18 protein-coding genes are annotated in these 19,768 nt (G+C 73.3%); 7 read left to right on the top strand and 11 right to left on the bottom strand.

The genetic code is table 11. The features are described from left to right. Positions 1-16: 16 nt before the first annotated feature. The gene (gene hemG, locus ACFW22_RS27730; RefSeq protein WP_386409546.1) at positions 17-1,414 is read right to left on the bottom strand and encodes a protoporphyrinogen oxidase; all 1,398 of its coding nucleotides are present in this window, start codon (positions 1,412-1,414) and stop codon (positions 17-19) included. Between the two features lie 287 nt (positions 1,415-1,701). Between hemG and ACFW22_RS27725 the strand changes: the two genes are divergently transcribed. The 3 genes from ACFW22_RS27725 to ACFW22_RS27715 all read left to right on the top strand — a co-directional run bounded on the left by ACFW22_RS27725 (position 1,702) and on the right by ACFW22_RS27715 (position 4,235). Continuing rightward, complete coding sequence (locus tag ACFW22_RS27725; RefSeq protein WP_386409544.1) at positions 1,702-2,043, top strand: ArsR/SmtB family transcription factor; 342 nt, start codon at positions 1,702-1,704, stop codon at positions 2,041-2,043. A gap of 56 nt (positions 2,044-2,099) precedes the next feature. Next, the gene (locus ACFW22_RS27720) at positions 2,100-3,812 is read left to right on the top strand and encodes a SulP family inorganic anion transporter (RefSeq protein ID WP_386409562.1); all 1,713 of its coding nucleotides are present in this window, start codon (positions 2,100-2,102) and stop codon (positions 3,810-3,812) included. 72 nt (positions 3,813-3,884) lie between these two features. Then, positions 3,885-4,235: an ArsR/SmtB family transcription factor gene (locus ACFW22_RS27715; protein WP_384874221.1), complete on the top strand. Its 351-nt coding sequence runs from the start codon at positions 3,885-3,887 to the stop codon at positions 4,233-4,235. A 97-nt stretch (positions 4,236-4,332) separates the two neighbouring features. Here ACFW22_RS27715 and ACFW22_RS27710 read toward each other — a convergent pair whose 3' ends face one another. The 4 genes from ACFW22_RS27710 to ACFW22_RS27695 form a co-directional block, all read right to left on the bottom strand. Then, positions 4,333-4,956, bottom strand: a complete 624-nt coding sequence (locus ACFW22_RS27710) for a DUF4232 domain-containing protein (protein WP_386409542.1) — start codon at positions 4,954-4,956, stop codon at positions 4,333-4,335. 177 nt (positions 4,957-5,133) lie between these two features. Beyond that, positions 5,134-6,591, bottom strand: coding sequence for a carboxylesterase/lipase family protein (locus tag ACFW22_RS27705; RefSeq protein WP_386409540.1), 1,458 nt, complete (start codon positions 6,589-6,591; stop codon positions 5,134-5,136). Next, positions 6,588-7,613, bottom strand: coding sequence for an alpha/beta fold hydrolase (locus ACFW22_RS27700; RefSeq protein WP_386409538.1), 1,026 nt, complete (start codon positions 7,611-7,613; stop codon positions 6,588-6,590). Before ACFW22_RS27700 ends, ACFW22_RS27705 begins: the two co-directional genes overlap by 4 nt. Before the next feature lie 40 nt (positions 7,614-7,653). Continuing rightward, positions 7,654-8,958, bottom strand: a complete 1,305-nt coding sequence (locus tag ACFW22_RS27695; RefSeq protein ID WP_386409536.1) for an esterase/lipase family protein — start codon at positions 8,956-8,958, stop codon at positions 7,654-7,656. Positions 8,959-9,332: 374 nt separating this feature from the next. On the opposite strand from ACFW22_RS27695, the gene ACFW22_RS27690 reads away from it, so the two are divergent. Continuing rightward, on the top strand, positions 9,333-9,605 hold the full coding sequence (locus ACFW22_RS27690; RefSeq protein ID WP_386409534.1) for a DUF3040 domain-containing protein: 273 nt from the start codon (positions 9,333-9,335) through the stop codon (positions 9,603-9,605). Positions 9,606-9,712: 107 nt separating this feature from the next. Here the strand turns inward: ACFW22_RS27690 and ACFW22_RS27685 are convergent, their stop codons facing one another. The 6 genes from ACFW22_RS27685 to ACFW22_RS27660 all read right to left on the bottom strand — a co-directional run bounded on the left by ACFW22_RS27685 (position 9,713) and on the right by ACFW22_RS27660 (position 16,334). After that, the gene (locus ACFW22_RS27685) at positions 9,713-11,605 is read right to left on the bottom strand and encodes a helix-turn-helix domain-containing protein (RefSeq protein ID WP_386409532.1); all 1,893 of its coding nucleotides are present in this window, start codon (positions 11,603-11,605) and stop codon (positions 9,713-9,715) included. Between the two features lie 68 nt (positions 11,606-11,673). Continuing rightward, entirely contained in the window at positions 11,674-12,513 is an 840-nt protein-coding gene (locus tag ACFW22_RS27680) for a 3-hydroxybutyrate dehydrogenase (protein ID WP_386409530.1), read from the bottom strand. Between the two features lie 55 nt (positions 12,514-12,568). Then, positions 12,569-13,051, bottom strand: coding sequence for an NUDIX domain-containing protein (locus tag ACFW22_RS27675; protein ID WP_386409528.1), 483 nt, complete (start codon positions 13,049-13,051; stop codon positions 12,569-12,571). A gap of 78 nt (positions 13,052-13,129) precedes the next feature. Then, complete coding sequence (gene lnt / locus ACFW22_RS27670) at positions 13,130-14,716, bottom strand: apolipoprotein N-acyltransferase (RefSeq protein WP_386409526.1); 1,587 nt, start codon at positions 14,714-14,716, stop codon at positions 13,130-13,132. Positions 14,717-14,835: 119 nt separating this feature from the next. Then, complete coding sequence (locus ACFW22_RS27665) at positions 14,836-15,402, bottom strand: hypothetical protein (RefSeq protein ID WP_386409524.1); 567 nt, start codon at positions 15,400-15,402, stop codon at positions 14,836-14,838. Positions 15,403-15,539: 137 nt separating this feature from the next. After that, positions 15,540-16,334, bottom strand: coding sequence for a glutamate racemase (locus ACFW22_RS27660; protein ID WP_386409522.1), 795 nt, complete (start codon positions 16,332-16,334; stop codon positions 15,540-15,542). 58 nt (positions 16,335-16,392) lie between these two features. On the opposite strand from ACFW22_RS27660, the gene ACFW22_RS27655 reads away from it, so the two are divergent. From ACFW22_RS27655 to ACFW22_RS27645, 3 genes are all read left to right on the top strand, one after another. After that, complete coding sequence (locus ACFW22_RS27655; protein WP_386409520.1) at positions 16,393-17,571, top strand: glycosyltransferase; 1,179 nt, start codon at positions 16,393-16,395, stop codon at positions 17,569-17,571. 475 nt (positions 17,572-18,046) lie between these two features. Beyond that, positions 18,047-18,529 (top strand): DUF6643 family protein, encoded by a 483-nt coding sequence (locus tag ACFW22_RS27650; RefSeq protein ID WP_386409518.1) that lies wholly within the window; start codon positions 18,047-18,049, stop codon positions 18,527-18,529. Positions 18,530-18,583: 54 nt separating this feature from the next. Next, entirely contained in the window at positions 18,584-19,408 is an 825-nt protein-coding gene (locus tag ACFW22_RS27645; protein ID WP_386409516.1) for an MOSC domain-containing protein, read from the top strand. Positions 19,409-19,768: the final 360 nt, after the last annotated feature.

The following is a 19,768-nucleotide window of genomic DNA, read 5'->3' as shown; positions in this document are numbered from 1 at the left end:
CCGCGCGTCCTCGCCGTCAGGCGGCGTTCAGCAGCCCGTCGGCCGCTCGCTGACCGCTCGCCACGCACTGGGCGATGCCGACCCCGTCGTACGCCGCCCCGCACAGTCGCATTCCCGGCAGCTTCGCGACGGCGTCCCTCACCCGCTCGACCCGGGCGGTGTGACCGACCGCGTACTGGGGCAGCCCGTCGTGCCATCGGCTCACCCTGGTCGCCGCGGGCGCGGCGGTGAGTCCCAGGACGGTGCCCAGGTCCTGCCGGGCCGCTTCGACCAGTTCGGCGTCGTCCAGGTAGAGGGCCTGTTCGTCTCCGTGCCGTCCGATGGAGACGCGCAGGACGAAGAGTCCCGTCGCCGTCTCCCGAAGCCAGCGCCACTTGTGCGTGAGCAGGGTGGCCGCCTTGATCGTGAGGCCTTCGACCGGGGGAACGAGGAAGCCGCTGCCGCCCGGCAGGACGGGCAGGTCGGCACGGCGGAAGGCCATCGTCACGAGCGCGGGCGAGGCGTACTCGATCCGGGACAGTTCGGCCGCGGCGGCCGGGGCCTCGCCCTCCAGGAGGTCGGCGGCGGACCAGGCGGGTGCGGCGATGACCACCCCGTCCGCGGCGAAGAAGCGACCGGGCGTACGGACCTGCCAGCCGTCCTCGGTGCGGGCCAGGGAGAGGACCGGGGAGTCGAGGAGGACCTGACCGCCCCGGACCCGTACCGCATCGGCGACCGCACCCGGGAGCCGGCCGACGCCCCCGGTGATGCCCATGAAGAGCGGACCGTCGGACGGCGCGGCGGTGGGGGCGCGCCGGAGGGAGGCAACGGCGTCGAGGAGCGAGTCGTGCCGCCTCACGGCCTCGAAGAGGGCCGGGGCCGCCGCACGCATCGAGATGCGGTGGGCGTCTCCGGCGTACACGCCGTCCAACAGGGGTTCCAGCAACCGGTCGACGACCTCCTTGCCGTACCGCTCGGCCACGTACCCACCGATGGCGACGTCGTCCGGGACGGCGGTGCGGGGCAGGGTCCGGTCCCCCGCCATGCGGGCGATGCCCTCGGGGGAGATCAGGCCCGTCAGCGCCGTCGCGTCTCCCGGAACGCCCATGACGTGGCCGCGGGGCATGACGTGGAGCCCACCGCGGCTCCACAGGCTCGCGGAGGTCGTCACGGCCGGTTCCAGGCATTCCCCGAGTCCGACCGCCCGCGCCAGGTCGATCGCCGCGGGCCGCGGTGCGAACAGGGCCTCCGCGCCGAGGTCCACGGGCACGCCCGCGATCTCCCCCGCCTGCAGTTTCCCTCCGAGCCGTCCGGACGCCTCCAGGAGCGTCACCCGGACACCGGCTCCGACGAGCCGGTGAGCCGCCGCCAGACCGGCTATGCCTCCCCCCACGACGACGACGTGTCCCGGATCCGGTGCGGCCTGACCACCCATGTGCGTGCCTTTCGCGCGAGAACTGCTGGTGGACCTCCGGCCCGGGTACCGGAGCGTCGGTGGGCCGAAGGTCCATCAGGAGTGAACGCCAACGGCGGGCGCGGCAGTAGGGGCCGAACGGCCCCCTCGGGGGCGGCGTCCGCACCCCTCACAGAAATCTATGGAATCTATGAATTGCATAATTCTGCAATTCACTACATCATGGTCCTGCTGTGCCCGTAGGTAGCCGCGGGCACAGCACCGGACAACGCTCCGCGCACGCGGAGCCACGAGGAGGGCGCTGGCGCGTGACGGTTCCGCTGTACCAGGCCAAGGCAGATTTCTTCCGGATGCTGGGACACCCGGTCCGCATCCGCGTCCTCGAACTGTTGCAGGAGGGCCCCCTGCCCGTACGGGACCTGCTCGCCGCCGTCGAAGTCGAACCGCCCGCGCTCTCCCAACAGCTGGCGGTGCTGCGGCGCTCGGGGATCGTGACGTCGACCCGGGACGGGGGGACCGTCGTCTACCGGCTGGCCGGTGGCGACGTCGCCCAACTCCTGCAGGCGGCCCGGCGCATCCTCACCGAAGTGCTGACGGGACGCAACGAGCTCCTCGTCGAGCTCCGGGCCACCGGGGCCCCGACCCGGTGAGGAGCGCCCTGACCCCCCTGCGGTCGCTCCTGCCCGTGCGTGCCGACTTCACCGCCATGGCCCGCAACCCGCGCCGGGACCTGCTGGCCGGACTGACCGTCGCCATCGTCGCGCTACCGCTCGCACTCGGCTTCGGCGTTTCCTCCGGACTCGGCGCCGAAGCGGGTCTCGCCACCGCCGTGGTCGCCGGGGCGCTCGCCGCACTGTTCGGCGGCTCGAACCTCCAGGTGTCCGGGCCCACCGGGGCGATGACCGTCGTGCTGGTCCCCATCGTGGCGCAGTACGGTCCGAGCGGGGTCCTCATGGTCGGCCTGCTCTCCGGCGCGATCGTGATCGGCCTCGCCCTCGCCCGGGCGGGGCGGTACATGGCGTACGTACCGGCCCCGGTCGTGGAGGGCTTCACCCTGGGCATCGCGCTGGTGATCGGCCTCCAGCAGGTCCCGCACGCCCTCGGCGTCCCCCAACCGGAGGGCGACCGGGTCCTCCAGGTGGCGTGGCGCGCCGTCGACGAGTTCGTCGGGACGCCGAACTGGACCTCCCTCGGGCTCGCCCTCGGCGTCGCCGCCGTGATGCTGGTGGGTGCCCGGTGGCGGCCCACCGTGCCCTTCTCGATCGTGGCCGTGATCGCCGCGACGGTCGTCGCCCAGGTGTTCCACTGGGACCGGGCGACCCCGATCGGCGAACTCCCGGCCGGGCTCCCCGCTCCCTCGCTGGGATTCGTGGACCCGTCGCGCCTCGGCTCGCTGATCGCGCCGGCGGTGGCCGTCGCCGCCCTCGCCGCCCTGGAGTCGCTGCTCTCGGCCCGGGTCGCCGACGGCATGACCGTGGGGCAGCAGCACGACCCGGACCGGGAACTGTTCGGCCAGGGGCTCGCGAACCTGGCGGCACCGTTGTTCGGCGGCGTCCCGGCGACCGGCGCCATCGCCCGTACGGCCGTGAACGTCCGCACGGGAGCGTCCTCACGACTCGCCGCCCTCACCCACGCGGCCGTGCTCGCCGTCGTCGTCTTCGCGGCGTCCCCGCTCGTGTCGAGGATCCCGCTCGCCGCGCTCGCCGGCGTCCTCCTCGCCACCGCCGTCCGCATGGTCGAGGTCGGCTCGCTGCGGGCCATGGTGAAGGCCACCCGCTCCGACGCCGTCGTCCTCGTCCTGACCGCCGTCACCACCCTGGCCCTGGACCTCGTGTACGCGGTGGTCATCGGCTTGGTCGTCGCCGGGGCCCTCGCCCTGCGCGCCGTGGCCAAGCAGGCCCGCCTGGCGGAGGTCGGCTTCCCCGCGGACCTGCCGGGTGAGCACGGTCAGGAGGAGCACGCCCTCCTGGCGGAGCACATCGTGGCGTACCGGATCGACGGCCCCCTCTTCTTCGCCGCCGCCCACCGCTTCCTCCTGGAACTGGCCGAAGTGGCCGAGGTTCGCGTGGTCGTCCTGCGGATGTCCCGGATCACCACCGTCGACGCCACCGGCGCCCTCGTCCTCAAGGACGCCGTGGAGAAGCTCAACCGGCGCGGCATCACCGTCATCGCCTCCGGGATCCGCCCGGGACAGCGCCGGGCCCTCGACTCCGTGGGGGCGCTCGACCTGCTGCGCCTGCACGGACGGGAGTTCTCCACCACGCCGGAGGCGATCGCCGCCGCCCGCTCCCACCTCCGGGGCACCGGCGTCCTGGCCGGCACCGCCGCGCGGCACGCCCGCACGGCGCCCCCGGAGCCCACCGGAACTGACCGACCGGCGCAAAGGCGCGAGGATGGTCCCCATGGCAACACGCTCTAGGTGGACACGATGCACGAAGCAGACCCGATGGCGGCCTTCCGGGAACTCCCGGGGGCTCGGGTGGTGGGCGGGGTGAGCGCACCGCTGTACCAACTGAAGGCGGAGTTCTTCAAGACGCTCGGACATCCCGTGCGCATCCGCGTCCTGGAGCTGTTGAGCGAGCGGGACCACGCGGTCTCGGAAATGTTGGCCGAAGTGGCGGTCGAGCCCGCGCACCTGTCGCAGCAGCTCGCCGTGTTGCGGCGGGCGAACCTGGTCGTCGCGCGACGCGAGGGGTCGGCCGTGTACTACTCGCTGGCGAGTCCCCAGGTCGTCGAACTGCTCGCGGTGGCGAGGTCGATCCTCTCCGGCGTGCTCGCAGGACAGGCCGAGCTGCTCGCCGACCTCCGGGCCGACGGGCCCGGAGCCCCACCGGCCGCCTGACGGCGGCCCCCCGGACCGGCGGTCACCCCTGCTGCACGTGGACAGCGCTGTGCGCGGCAGGGGTGACCGTCTTCAGCGGGGACGACGGGACGGCCGGTCACTCGCTCAGCGCGTCCTCGACGTCGTCCATCCATGCGGTGACCGAGTTGGCGTCGGAGACGTTCAGGCCGGGCGTCGACGCCGTGAGCGGCACCTGCCGCAGGTCGGACTCGGTGTTCATGGTCATCGCGATCGAGGAGACCGTCCTGCTGTGGGCGTCCCTCGGGCCGCCCATGAGCCCGGCGTAGGCGGATCGGCCGGGAGCGAGCACGAGGGCGTCCTCGATGCCGGGTGCGGTGCCGCGCTCGGTGGCCTGGCCGTCCAGGTCGCCGAAGGTCACGACGGGGTGGCCGAGCACGCGGCAGGACGTGCCGGTCTTGTTGGTGATCCTCAACAGGTAGCTGCTGGTCGTGGGTTCGGCCAGGCTGGCGGTGAACCTCAGGTCACGGGTGCTGCAGGGGAAGAGGGCGTGCTCCGGACCGGTGGTCGGCGAGGCGGGCGCCGTCGGCGCGGGAGGGGTCGACGACGCGGGAGGGGTCGACGGCCTCGCCGGCGTGGCGGCGGTGGGGGGCGTGGCGGGCAGGTCGATCCCACCTCCGGCCTCGTCCTCGGAGGGCCCGCAGGCGGTCAGGGCCAGTGCGGACGCGGCGACGAGGACGGCGGCTCTGCGGATGGTGCTCATGGTGCTTCTCCCCCTGGTGGCAGCGCACGGACCGCGCTGAGGTGGGAACCAGGTTGGCGCGCGTGCTTCACCGTTCGGTGACGGGGCCTTCCCGAACTCACCACGGTTCGTCCCGGACGTCACACGGGGCTCCCGCCCCCGGTGCGTGCCGGCCGGGAGGCCCCCACCGGGTGCGCCTCAGCGCACGCCCGCCCAGAGCAGCCGCTCCCGCGCACGGGGATCGTCGGCCGTGGCGGCCTCGGGCCCGACGGTGAAGGTCCTCGTCGTGCGGGTCGTCCGGTCGTACGCCGGCCAGCCGGGGCTGCCCGTCTTCGCGAAGGAGACCCACGCCCCGTGCACGGCGTCGGCGAGGGCCTGGGGCGGGCGGTCGCCGAGCATCGGTGCGTACGACGGGTCGTGGAGCCGGTCGAAGACGAAGGGGAGTTCCAGGGCGTGGCAGGCCCCGAGGGTTCCGCCGTACCCCGGGGAGCGCCAGGCGAACTCGTACAGGTGCGAACCGGGGACGGACTCGGCGAGGCGGACGGCAGGGATCCGGTAGAACCAGTCGGTCGCCACCGCGTCGAGGAGCTCGCCCGGCGTGGCCGTGGGGCGAGCGGCCCGGTAGACGGGGAGGGCTTCGTCGGGATCGAGGCCGTAGGCCGTGGTCAGGGAGCGCAGCGAGGATTCCGGCAAGGCGTCGAGGCGCCCGGTCGGGGCCAGGAACAGACGGTACTCCTCCCGGTTGCTGCCGATCAGGAGGTCGACCCCGCATTCCGGACCGGGGAGGGCGAGGCCCGGAAGGACCGGCTCGAAGGGCATCATGTTGAGCGCTGCTTCGCCCCACCGGGCCGGGACCGGGTCGGCGTTCAGCTCCGCGCGCAGTTCCACCTGGGCCGGAAGGAGTTCCGCCAGGGGAACGGCCGCGAAGGCCTCCGGGGTCGCTTCGATGCCCCATCGCTCCGCCAGGCGGGCCGCCACCCGTGCCGCCGACGGGGGGCGCAGGAAGTGGTGGCAGGCTCCGCTCTGCAGGATCGCCCGGTGGAACAGGCCCCGGGCCGCGCCGGTGGTCAGCAGCGCGCCGATGCTCATCGCACCCGCGGACTCGCCGAACAGCGTGACCCGGTCCGGGTCGCCGCCGAAGGCCGCGATGTTGTCGCGGACCCAGCGGAGGGCCGCGACCTGGTCGAGCAGCCCGCGGTTGTCGGGGCGGCCGGGGAGCCGGAGGAAGCCGTCGACGCCCAGGCGGTAGTTGAGCGTGACGCACACGACGCCGTCGCGGGCGAAGGCGGTTCCGTCGTACGCGGATGCCGAGCCGGAGCCGTGCGAGAAGGCCCCTCCGTGCAGCCACACCATGACGGGGAGCCCGGCACCGGGTTCCGGGGCCGGGGTCCACACGTTGAGGTTCAGGCAGTCCTCCCCCGGCACCTCGTGGTCGGGGAAGAGGACGTCGAAGGGCGGGGCGTAGGGGGCGTGCGGCGCCGTCGGCCCGTGGGCGGTCGCGTCCCGCACGCCGGTCCAGGGCGCGGGCGGGAGCGGTGCGCAGAACCGCCGGGGACCGAAGGGCGGAGCGGCGTACGGGATGCCGAGGAAGCGGGTCACCCCGTCGGCCGGGGTGCGGCCGCGGACCTCGCCCTGTCGGGTGCTGCACACCGTCATGCCGACAGGGCTCCGAGCAGTGCCCCGCCGAACTCCTCGGGGCGTTCGAGGTGGACCGCGTGCCCGGCGTCGGGCACGACCACTTCGCGCACCGCGCCGCCCGCCGCCGCGTAGCGGTCCAGGACCCGGCGGGTCTGCGTCACCATGGGCTGCGCCGGGGTGCCGTCCCAGCCCGGTACCGCACCGGCCGCCCCCAGGTGGGCCAGGTCGAACATCGAGGTGTCCGAGACGATGACGTCGTCTTCGCCGCGGATCCAGCAGACCGGCGGCTTCGGGTCGATCAGGTGCAGGTCGTCGATGCGGAAGCGGGTCGGGGAAAGGCAGTTGAGCACGCCGCGGGTCCCGGGGGCGATGCCGGGCCAGGCGGTGGACGTCGTGCTGTCGCCGGGATAGTGGTCGTCACCGGTGCGCGTGGTGAGCATCGACTCGACGTACGCGTCCTCGTGCTGGGGGCGCAACGGCGGCTTGACGTAGCAGTTCGCCAGGACGGAGCGGGGGGAGAGCGGGGACTCCTCGCCGCGGTCGCCCCGGGCGAGGAGCCGGACGAACTCCGGGTTGGCCGTGCCGCCGCCCGATCCGGCGCCATCCGCGGAGTTGAGGGCTCCGTCCGCTCCGTGGGTGCCTCCGAAGCCGTACGGGGAGACCGGGTTGACCAGGGTGAGGGAGCGGACTGCGGCGGGACGGTCGCGGAGGTACTGCAGGGCCACGCCGCCGCCCATGGACCAACCGACCAGGTGTGCCCGGTCGATGCGGAGGGCCGCGAGCAGTGCGGCGAGGTCGTCGGCGTAGTCGCGCAGGCCCCGGGTCGCGTCGACGGGCCGGGGGTCGGTGCCGCCGAAGCCGCGCAGGTCGACGGCGAGCGGACGGTAGCGGTCGGGCAGCGCGGTGAGGGTGGTGTGCCAGAAGACGGAGGAGGACACGTTGCCGTGGACGAAGAGGACGGGTTCGCCCTCGGATCGTGCTTCGGTGATCTGTTGGGTGAGCCGGTCGGTGGGGACACGGCGGGTGCGGAGCGTGGTCATGAGGGGTCCTCGGTGCGGTTCGGGTTCTGTCGCGGGTCGTTCAGGAGAGCCAGGCGGCGACCTGGGCGGCGGCCGAGGCGTGCCAGCCCAGTTCGAGGTGGTTGGCGGTCGTGATGGTGGCCTTGCCCCCGACCGTGGCGATGCCGGTGGTGTCCAGGGCGCTGGAGACGAAGACGACGCCGTCGCTGGGTCCGCGGTTCTCGTTGAAGATGCCGAGGACGTCCGCGGATCCGCCGGCCAGGAGGTAGGTGGGCACGGAGGCGGGGACTCCGGCGCGGTGCAGGGGTGCGATGAGCGAGCCGGCGTCGATGGCGGCCTGGATGCCGCTGCCCGCGGTGAAGAAGCCCTGGCCCCCGTAATAGGTCGTGTACCAGTCCTGGGCGGCGCCGTCGACTCCGTACTGCCCGTCCCAACGGGCCAGCATCTGGCGTTGTCCGGGGTAGTTGTCCTGACCGCCGGAGGGGGTCATCGCGTACTCGGGGTGCGCGGTGTAGAGGCCGTAGCAGGTCATGTGGGAGTGCGGGGAGGGTGCGTTGACGGTGCCTCCGCACTCCGGCCAGATGGAGAAGTCGTGGGCCCAGCCGTGGGCGTAGGGGTAGTCATAGCCGCCGTTCGGACCTCCGAGGGTGACCAGTCGACGGACGTCACCGGCGTACGCCCGCCCCCAACTCGGCCTCACGGACGACACGTACGCGCGGGTCGACATCTCGCCCTTGCTCCAGCCGACCAGGTCCACCGCGTCGACGCCGAGCTTCGCCTTGATGACGGCGACGGCGTCGCCCACGATCTGCGCCTGCATCAGGTTGTCCCCCTGCTTGTGCGCGAAGCCGACGGCGAAGACCCGGTGGCCGCGTGCGGCGAGGAACTGCATGAGCCCGGTGGAAGGACAGGAGGCGGCACCACAGCCGTAGCCGCCCGATTCCCCGGGGTTGGCCCAGGCACGGTCCGCGGTGTCGTTCGCGCCGTGCACGAGGAGGACGGGGGTGGTGCGGCTGCCGCTGTTCCAACCGGGGGCCGCGTAGAGGAGGAAGCGGCCCGAGGAGGGCCGGGAGACGCCGCCGAAGTAGGTGACGCGCGTGCCGTCCTGATCGCCACGGCCGTCTGCGGGGAAGCCCTCGGTGCGGAAGCCGTCGGTGCCGTCGGCGTAGCGCTCGACGCGCTCCCAGCCGTTGGTGACCGTCCCGGCCCCGTAGCTCGCCTCCAGGGTGAGGTAGGGGGGCGGTGCGGCCGTGGCGCTCGCATCACCGGGTGCCGTCGTGACGGCCGCCGCGACGATCCCCACCACCGCCATGGCCCGGGCCGCACGCAGCAGCCACCGGCGTCCCGCACTCGGTGCTTCGGTCATGTCAGGACCTCCCCGTCGCACGCCTCCGGCGCGTCCTCCCGGTGCCGCGCCGGCGCCGGGTCCGCACACGGTAAGGGGACGGGCCGAGGGCAGGGCATGGGGCCGATCCACACAAAGCGGGAGGTGCTCATGGTGGGGGACCCTGGGAGCCGCTGGCCTCGGGGGGCGCGATCAGCGCTCCTCCCCTGGTCCTGGACCACCGGAGCGGCGCTGCCGGGAACGGGGAGCACCGGCGCGTCGGCACCGGGGCCCATCGCGGCCCGGCCCGGCTTCCTCCTGTGATCACGGGGTCGAGCGCGCAGACTGGAGGGAGCAAGGGGCGCGTCGGACGCGCGCCGATCCCCTCGTCCTCTCTCTGCACCACGGCGGTCACCATGAGTCACCCCACTGGTGAACAACGGATCCTCCGCGAGATCGAGCGCGGTCTGTTCCACGACGATCCCGCGCTGGCCGCGCTGATCGAAGCGCTGAACGAGCAGTTTCCCAAGACGCCGGGCTCCTCGGCGTCCACACGGGCGTCCCCGCGCCGCGATCCCCGTGTCGTGGCGGTGGCCGTCCTCACCGTCATCGCCCTGCTGGGGCTGGTGCTCACCCTCCTGCTCAACACTCCGTCCGCCCCGCCCCCGGGGATGGACGGGGCCCCCTGACGCCACGGGGCGAGCCACGGGCCCAGGCGCTGCAGCGCTGCGCCAGGCCCCGGAGCCTCCCGACCCGTTCGGCGACGGACCGGAACCCGCCGGCGGAGCCCCGGGCGTCACGTGCCGGTGACCACGTCCGCGAGGGCGTACAGCCGCAGGGCGAGCTGGATCTCCAGGGCCCGCGACGGGGACTGCCAGTCGGGGCCGAGCAGTCGGGCGACGCGTTCCAGGCGTTGGGCCACCGTGTTGACGTGGACGTGGAGTTCGTCCTTGGTGCGGGCCGGACTCATGCCACTGGCGAAATAGGCGTCCAGGGTCCGGACCAGGTCGGTGCCGCGGCGCCGGTCGTAGTCGATGACCTGGCCGATGGTCCGTCCCACGAAGCCGTCGACGTCCCGGCCGTCGGCGAGCAGCAGGCCGAGGAAGCCGAGGTCCTCGGCGGCGGCGCCCTGGCCCGAGCGGCGCAGCAGGACGAGCGCGTCGAGGCAGCGGCGGGCCTCTCCGTAGGCGAAGGCCACCCGGTCCGGGTGGTCGAGGGGCGCTCGGACGGGGGCGGAGGCACCGACGGTGACCGGCTCGCGCAGGCTGCCGCCGAGGCTCCTGGCGGTCTGTCGCGCGAGGTCGGCCGCGCTCTCGCCGGCGCCGAGCGGCAGCAGCAGGACCGTACCGCCGTCGCGGGCCGAGGCGAGCCCGTGGCGGGTGGCTGCCAGGTGCGAGGCGGCCGACCACAGGTGCTGTCGGTCGACGCTCTCGCGGCGACCGGCGTCGGCGTCGCCGTCCTCGGCGGCCCGGTCGATGCGGGCGGCGAGGACGACGTGCGGGGCCTCGCTGTCGGTGCGGAGGCGGGCGGCGCGCTCGCGCAGGAGCCGACGGTCCCGGTCCGGGGCGTCCAGGAGGTCGTCGAGGAGTTCACCCCGCACCCGCTGCTCGGCCTCACCCGCCGAACGGCGGGCGAGCAGCAGCAGCGACGTGACCAGGGCGGCCCGCTCCAGGGTGCGCTGGTCGACGGGGTCGAGCCGGGGTTGGCCGTGCAGGACGAGGGCTCCCAGGGTCTCCCCGCCCGCGGAGACCGACGCCACCCAGTCGTCGCCCACGCGAACGGCGTGGCCGCCGGCCCGGTGGGCGGTGCCGGCACCCGCTTCGGTGAACTCGACGGTCCCGCCGAGCACCTCGGAGACGGCCTCGGCCACGTCGTGGACCCCGCCGCCGTGCAGGACCAGTTCGGAGAGCCGGTCGTGGACCTCGGAGGCGCGTTCGATGAAGGCGCTGTGCTCGCGGATGATGTCGTTGGCCCGCTCCAGTTCGGTGAGGGCCGAGCGGGTCTCGGCGAGCAGGTTGGCGGTGTCGATGGCGACTGCGGCATGGGCGGCGAAGGAACCGAGCAGCGCGACCTGTTCGCGCTCGAAGACCCTGGCCCTGCGGTCGGCCGCGAACAGGACGCCGATGACCTGGCTGCCGAGGCTCAGCGGCACGCCGAGGATCGCGACGAGGCCCTCGTCCCGTACGGCCGTGTCGATGGTCCGGGTGTGTTGGAAGCGCTCGTCGTCGAAGTAGTCGTCGGTGACGTACGGGCGGGCGGTCTGGGCGACGAGTCCGCCCAGTCCCTCGCCCATGCCCAACCGGAGCTGTTGGAAGCGGGCGGACACCGAGCCCTCGGTGACCCGCATGTAGGTGTCGCCCGCGGTCGGGTCGTTGAGGCTGAGGTAGGCGACCTCGGTGCCGAGCAGCGAGCGGGCCCGCTGCACGATGGCGCGCAGCACCGCGTCGAGGTCGCGGAGACCGGCGAGGTCGTGGGCCGTGGCGAAGAGTGCGGAGAGCTCCGCCTCCCGACGCCGTCGCCCCTCCAACTCGGCCCGGACCCGCAGCGCGAGCTGCTTGGCCTCTTCGAGCTCGGTCAGCGCCTCGGGGTCGGCGCCGCTCGCACGGGCGAGCAGCACCGGGCGGTCATAGGCCTCCGTCGAGGCTCCCCGGGCGAGGAGTTCCAGATAGGAGACGTGTGCGTGGGACATGGACACAGGGATACCTGCCGTACGCGTGGTCGCACCACCCCTGTGGACGGGCTTCACCAGGGGCGGGCTCAATGGGCGGTCCACCCCCCGTCGAGGGTGATGGAGGTGCCCGTGACGAAGGACGCCTGGGGGCCGCAGAGGTAGAGCACGGCCTCGGCGACCTCCTCCGGCTCGATGAGCCGCTTGATCGCCGAGTCCTTGAGCAGGACCTCCACGGCGACCTGCTCCGGCGGAATGCCGTGGGCGGCGGCCTGGTCGGCGATCTGCCGTTCGACGAGCGGGGTGCGGACGTAGCCGGGGCTGACGCAGTTCGAGGTGACGCCGTGCGGGGCGCCTTCGAGGGCCGCGGTCTTGGAGAGGCCTTCCAGACCGTGCTTGGCCGCCACGTAGGCGGACTTGAAGGCGGAGGCACGCAGCCCGTGGACGGACGAGAGGTTCACGATCCGCCCCCATCCCTGCCCGTACATGTGGGGCAGGGCGCCCCGGATGAGCCGGAAGGGTGCCTCCAGCATCACGGTGAGCACGGTGTGGAAGACGTCCGGCGGGAAGTCCTCGATGGGGCGGACCAACTGGATCCCGGCGTTGTTGACGAGGATGTCGGTGCCGGCGGCGACCTGCTCCGCCGCGTCCAGGTCGGTCAGGTCGAGCAGCCGGGGGGAAAGGCTTCCGGGCAGGGCTCCGGCTTCCTCCGCCAAGGCGTCCAGGCCGTCTGCGGCGCGGTCGACCGCGAGGACCCGGGCCCCGGCAGCTGCGAGCCGCAGGGCGCAGGCGCGTCCGATGCCACCGGCCGCACCGGTGACGAGCGCCGTGCGGCCGGTGAGGTCGGGGACGAAGCCGTCGGATCGTGGCAGGGGGGAGGCGGACCCGGTGCCGGGTGCCGTGCCGGACGCGGTGGTGGGGGCGTTCATGCTCCGCACCTTATGGAGGGGTGACCCCCTCACCCATGTGTGCGGGACCCACTGTTCAATTCTGCTCTGTGGGGTGGAACCATGTGGGTTCGTCGGCGAGCGCCTTCTCGATCCGGAAGTACGAGAAGCGCTTCATCTCCGGCAGTTCGTTCACGTCGAACCAGCCGACCTCGGTCGACTCCTCGTCGTTGACCCGTGCCTCTCCCCCCACGGCCCGGCAGCGGAACGAGACGTCCACGTACTGACAGGTGTCGCCGTTCGGGTAGACGACGGGCTTGCTCAGGGTCTCCACGAGCACGATCCGCTCGGGCACGCAGCGCACGGCGGTCTCCTCGAACACCTCTCGCACCGCGCAGTCGGCGGGCTGTTCCCCCGGTTCGACGATGCCCCCGATGATCGCCCACAGCCCGTTGTCGGCACGCTTGCCGAGCAGCACCCGGCCCCGGTCGTCGAACACGATCGCGCTGACACCGGGCAGGAAGAGCAGCTGGTGACCGGCTGTCCTGCGCAGTTCCCGGATGAAATCAGGAGTACCCATGCCCCGACCCTAGATCACCCGCGGGGCGGGCCCGGAAGCACTGTGGGGCCCGGCCCCACGGGGCCGGCTCACAAGCGCTCAGACCGTCCGGTTCCGGCGGGCCCGGACGGCTGCCCAGCCGAGACCGACCGCGGCCAGCGCCATCAGCAGGGCCTCGGGCAGGGTGCCGAGCCGGGTGGCGGGGGTCTGCGAAGAACGCAGCGGCACCTTCTCGACCAGGACGTCCGGCGTGAACATCTCGGTCTGCGCCACCACCTGGCCGTCGGGTCGGATGACCGCGCTGACCCCGCTGGTGACGGGCACGACGACCGACCGGCTGTGCTCGACCGCGCGGACCCTGCTCATCGCGAGCTGCTGATAGGTCATCTCGCTGCGGCCGAAGGTGGCGTTGTTGCTGGGGACGGAGATCAGCTGGGCCCCGTGGGTGACGGTGTCGCGCACGGCCCAGTCGAAGGCGGCCTCGTAGCAGGTGGCGAGGCCGACCTTGGTGCCCGCGAGGTCGAAGACGCCGACCTCGGTGCCGGCGCCGAAGTCGCGGGCCACCCGGTCGACGTTGCTGTTGAAGATCCGCACGAAGGACCGCATCGGAATGTACTCGCCGAAGGGCTGGACGTGGCGCTTGTCATAGGTGGCGACGGGGCCCCGACCCGGCTCCCACTGGATCAGGGTGTTGCGGAGCTTGCCGGTCTCGGGGGCGATGACGGCCCCGATCACGGTGGGCACGCCGATCGCCCGGACGGCTCCGTCGATGACGTCAGTGGCGTCGGCGTTCGCGTACGGGTCGATGTCGGAGGAGTTCTCCGGCCAGAGCACGAAGTCGGGCTGCGGCTCCCGGCCTTCCTGCACGGCCCGGGCGAGCTCGCGGGTGCGGGCGGCGTGGTTGTCGAGCACCGCCCGTCGCTGGGCGTTGAAGTCGAGGCCGAGGCGGGGCACGTTGCCCTGCACCGCGGCGACGGTGGCGGTGCCGTCCTCGGGCGAGTCGTCGACGAGGGGCAACGCCGCGAAGGCACCGGTGACCGGGACGAGCACGGCCAGCGCGGCGGCGAGGGAGTCGCGCCGGCGGGAACCACCGGTCCGGTGGGCGCGGACCTGCCGGTACGCCTCGTACAGTCCGAAACCGCAGAGGGCGACGGCGAAGCCGAGCACCGGGGTGCCGCCGACGGCGGCGAGCGGCAGGAAGACCCCGTCCGCCTGCCCGAAGGCGATCTTGCCCCAGGGGAATCCACCGAAGGGCACGCGCGCGCGTGCCCCCTCCGCGAGGATCCACACCCCGGCGGCGAAGAAGGGCCAGCACGGGAGGCGGGAGACGGCCGTGATGCCGAGGCCCGCGACGGCGACGAAGAGTGCCTCGACCGCGGCGAGGGCGAGCCACGGCCCGGGACCGACCTCCTCCCCCGTCCACACCAGGAGCGGCAGCAGGAAGCCGAGTCCGGCGAGGTAACCGAGGCCGAATCCGACACGGAGGCGACGGCCCCGGAGGGCCCAGCCGAGCAGGGCGAAGGCGAGCGGCGCCAGCCACCACAGGGGGCGCGGCGGGAAGCTCAGGTAGAGCAGGGATCCGGACAGCAGGGCCGCAGCGGGCCGCACGAACCGCCGCAGCCGGGAGGCCGGCGTGGGTGCGGTGTCGGGGCCGGGCGCGTCGACGGGGGTGGTGGTGGCGCTCACTTGGCGGAGTCTACGGGGCGTCCCTGTCCGCCAGGAGATCGGTACGGTCCGGCGCACACCCCGGGTGACCGGTGCGTACGCCCGGATCGACAGCCGGCGGGACGACTCGGTGGGGGTGGTCACACGCCGGTCGGCGCGGGCGGGACCGGGGGCGGCGGAGGGCGGAGCCGGTCACGGATGACCCGGACCGCGGACTCGGCGTCGTCGACGGTGACCGTGAAGCGCCGCCCGTCTCCCAGGCGCAGGACGAGGCCCTCGCCCCGCCGGACCACCACCGCCGTGCCCTTCCCGGGCCGCCAACGGTAGCCCCAGCCGCCCCACTGGCGCGGAGTGACCCTCGGCGCGAAGTCGGCGGCGACGACGTGGGAGAGCGGGATGCGGCGGCGCGGCACGCCGATGTGACCGCACCGGACCTCCATGGCCCGGTCGTCGACCTTCACGGCCACCTGGACGAAGGCGAGGGTGCCGAAGAGGACGAGCAGCCCCGCGACGACGCAGCCGATCACCGCCATCAGGAGGGGCACGATGCCGGACGTCCACGGCGACTCGACCGCGAGGGTGATGCCGAGGGCCATGCAGGCGGCGCCGGCGACCGCCGCCAGCCACTGGAAGCGGTTGGTGGCGCGCCCGGTCCAGACGGCGGGCGTCCGCTCGTCGTGGTTGCGCTTTCCGGGATGCTGCCTCATAACGCGAGCGTACCCAGGATCGGGCGCCCCAGCGCGGCGGAGCGCAGTCGTTCGGTGATCGTCCGTGAGGAGCCGGACGTGGTCGCCCCGAACGCGCAGCGCAGGAAGAGGAGGTGTTCCGGTCCGTCCCGGCAGCGTCAGAGAGCGGCTGCGGTGGGGGCCAGGGAGCGCCCCTCGACATAGCCGAGGGCGGTGGCGGGAAGCGCCCCGGGACGGCCGCTGAGCAGGACGGAGAGGGTGCCGACCGGGTCCGCGTCGGGGGCGGGCCGGGCACCGATGCGGCGCAGGGCCTGTGCGGCGACGGCTTCGGCGGAGCCGTGGAAGACGATCGGCGGGAGCCCGTCCCTGTCGTGCACCGCCAAGGCGGCGAGGATGCGGTCCTCGACCAGTTCGTAGTGGGTGCAGCCGAGGACGACGGCCCGGACATCGGGCGGGGTGAGCGCCGCGGCCGTGGCGACGGCGGTGTCCACGGCTTCCGGGTCGGCGTGCTCCACGGCGTCGGCGAGCCCGGGGCAGGGCACTTCCGTGACCTCGGCTTCGCCGGCGAAGTCCCGGATGAGCCCGTGCTGGTAGGCGCTGCCGGTCGTGGCCGGCGTGGCCCAGATGGCGACCTTTCCGCCGGCCGCGGCGGCCGGCTTGATCGCGGGCACGGTGCCGATGACGGGGATGCCCGGTTCGAGGGCGGCGCGCAACGCCGGCAGGGCGTGCACGGTGGCGGTGTTGCAGGCCACGATGAGCGCCTGCGGCCGGTGCTCGGCGGCGGCGAGGGCGACGGTGAGCGCGCGTGCGGTGAGGTCCTCGGGGGTGCGGGGGCCCCACGGCATGCCGTCGGGGTCGTTCGAGAGGAGCAGATCCGCGTCCGGCCGGAGCCGGCGCACCGCGGCTGCAGCCGGGAGGAGGCCGATTCCGGAGTCCATGAGCGCGATCTTCACCCGGTCACCCTAGCCGATGAGCCGCGCATCCCCCTCGTTCTGGGGCAGACTGCCGCGAATGAGCGCCCTCGCCTGGTCCTCGATCGTCTCCCTGGCCGCCTGGGTCTGGCTGCTGCTCGGCCAGGGCTTCTTCTGGCGCACCGACCAGCGGCTGCCACCGCGGCGGGGCCCGCAGCCGACCCGGTGGCCGCGGGTGGCCGTCGTCGTGCCGGCGCGGGACGAGGCCGCGGTGCTGCCGTCGAGCCTGCCGTCCCTGCTCGCACAGGACTATCCGGGGGTTGCGGAGGTGTTCCTGGTCGACGACGGGAGCACGGACGGGACGGGGAGGCTCGCCACGGAGTTGGCGGGCCGGTGCGGCGGGCTGCCGCTGACCGTGGTCTCCCCGGGGGAGCCGGAGCCCGGCTGGACGGGCAAGCTGTGGGCGCTGCGGCACGGCATGGCGCTGGCGCGCACGCGCGGACCGGAGTTCCTGCTGCTGACGGACGCGGACATCGCGCACGCGCCGGACGGCCTTCGACGCCTGGTGGCGGCGGCCGTGGACAACGACCTGGACCTGGTGTCGCAGATGGCGCGGCTTCGGGTGGGGAGCCCGTGGGAGCGCCTGGTGGTTCCGGCGTTCGTCTATTTCTTCGCCCAGTTGTACCCCTTCCGCTGGATCAACCGGGCCCGCCCCCGGGCGACGGCAGCCGCGGGCGGCTGCGTGCTGCTGCGCACGGAGACCGCGGTGGCGGCGGACGTGCCGGAGGCGATCAGACAGGCGGTGATCGACGACGTGTCCCTGGCCCGGGCGGTGCGGCGGAGCGGGGGCCGCATCTGGTTGGGGCTCGCCGAAGGGGTCGACAGCGTGCGCCCCTATCCGGGGCTCGGCGAGCTGTGGCGCATGGTCGCGCGGAGCGCGTACGCGCAACTGCGGCACAGTCCGCTGCTCCTCGCGGGAACGGTGGCGGGGCTCGTGCTCGTCTATCTGGTTCCACCGACGGCACTGGTGGTCGGGGCGCGGGACGGGGACGCGGTGGCCGCATGGGCCGGCGGCACCGCTTGGGCGGTGATGACGGGGACGTACCTGCCGATGCTCCGCTACTACCGACAGCCCCCGTGGCTCGCTCCCCTGCTGCCGCTCACCGCGTTCCTCTACCTCTTGATGACGGTGGACTCGGCCGTGCAGCACTACCGGGGTCGGGGTGCGGCGTGGAAGGGGCGGACGTACGCGCGACCGGACGCGGCATCGGACCGCTGAGCGCGCGGCGTCACCCACCGGAAGGCGTTCCGCGCGCACCCGGCCCGTCACCGCGGGCCCGTCGGCGGTGACGGTGCGGCCGCCCCGGCCGCGACCGACGCCCTTGTCCCTCGACCGCGAGGAGCGGGCGCCCCAGCGCGCCCCTCGCCGTGCCGGTGCGCAGTCGGACGGTTACCGAGGGCTTCGCACCCCCGAAAGGACGGCGAACTCCGTTACGTTCGGTAATAGATTGATAATCCTGCGTTTCCTGTGCTCAAGATCGTAAATCCGCCGCCCTCGTCAACACGGGTGGACACCCTCTATGCGCGGCGTACTCGTTTCTCGTCAAAACGACCGCCCGCAAGGAAAATGCCCCCTTCGTTAACGCAGTCTTTAACAATGTTTCGGCAGGTCAGGAAGACAAAAAGCGTGTAAATCGGATGACCCGAAGATAGGGACTCCCCAACCAGCACATCGTGGGCTTAACTTATGTGCCATGACCTCCCCCCGCTCCACCTATGGAGGCGGTTACCACACCGCGCCGTCCTTCCCGGACACCCCGATCTACGACTCCCTGGTCGCGGAGCGGGGCACGCCTCAGATCGCCCCGATCCGAGTGCCCGCCGCCTACGACACCGGCAGCAGCTTCTCCGGAAGCAGCTCCCATCTGCCGGCTCTCCCCGCGGCACTGCCCGCCCTTCCGTCGGCGCCCTCCCCCACCCACGGCGGCGGGTACGGCTATCCCCAGCCCGCACCGCAGATGGCGCCCGTCCCGCTGCAAAGCGCCCCGACCCCCTACATCCCCCAGCAGCCGGTGGCCCCCCGCGGTTACCCGAGCGGCCCGTACCCGCAGCAACCCCGCCCGGCCGCCGCGGGTTACGAGTCGATGCGACCGGCGGCCCCCCGCCCCGCACCGGTCCCGTCGTACTCGGCGTACGACGACCCGTACAACCGCCCTTATCAGGGCGGAGGTTACTGACCGGCTCCGCGCACCGGCCGACATCGGGGCCGGAGCGACTGGCAGGATGAGGGCATGCCCATTCCTGTGCTCCGCTCCGTCCACGTCCACCCGGTGAAGGCCATGCGCGCGCTGGCACCCGAGGAGGCCGAGGTACAGCCCTGGGGGCTGGCAGGGGACCGCCGCTGGACCGCCGTCGACGCGACGAACGAGGTCGTGACCCAACGCCGCCACCCCCGGATGGCCTTGGCCACGGCCGAGCCGCTCCCGAACGGCGGGGTGTCCCTGTCCGCCCCCGGGCACCCGACGCTCGTGGTCGAGGTGCCGCACCCCTCGACCACGATCACGGTGAAGGTCTTCGACAAGCCCGTCGAGGCCGTTCCGGCCGGTCCCGCCGCAGCCGCCTGGCTCTCCGCGTACCTGGAGAGCGACGTGCAGCTGGTGCACATGGACGCGCCAGAGCACCGACGTCCGGTCGATCCGCGGTACTCGCTGCCCGGCGAAACGGTGAACTTCGCGGACGGCTACCCCCTGCTGGTCACCACCACTGCTTCGCTCGACGCCCTCAACTCCCTGATCGCACAAGGCGACCACGCCGCCGAGGGCCCCTTGCCGATGAGCCGGTTCCGGCCGAACCTGGTGATCGGGGGCACCGCCCCCTGGGCGGAGGACGGCTGGACCCGGATCGCGGTCGGAGAGGTCTCCTTCCGCGTCGCCCGCTCCTCCGGACGCTGCGTCGTCACCACCACGGACCAACTGACCGCCGAACGGGGCAAGGAACCGCTGCGGACCCTCGCCCGGCACCGGAAGGACGACGGCCGACTCGTCTTCGGACAGAACCTGATCCCCGAACACACCGGGACGGTCCGGGTGGGTGACGCCGTCAAGATCCTGGACTGATCCTGGACCGAAAGACCGCCCCGCCGGAACCGCCGAGCGCTCCACCCGCCCACCGGGGTGCGCGCACGGCGGAACGGCCGGGGCGGGGCACCCGCGCACACGCGGCCGACGACCTCGGCGACCCACGCGAGTCCCCGCCACCCGGGGGCACCCGCGCGCACGGGGTCGACCGCGACGGCGTTCCCCGACACCGGGTTCGAGTTCGATCAATCCCCGACCGACCCCGACCGCTCCGGACCGGCCCGGACCGGCGCTGACGCGTGCCGGACGGCGTCCGGCCGTTCGTACGGGCCCGGGCCCGGCGACCCGTCAACCCCGGGACGCCGCGCGCGCTACGGTGGGGCATCGGATCAGCGGCGA

Source organism: Streptomyces sp. NPDC058872 (genome assembly GCF_042743065.1).
In the GTDB taxonomy this organism is placed as follows: domain Bacteria; phylum Actinomycetota; class Actinomycetes; order Streptomycetales; family Streptomycetaceae; genus Streptomyces.
Note: the sequence above shows the minus strand (reverse complement) of the source record. Positions and strands in the feature narration are given on the sequence as shown.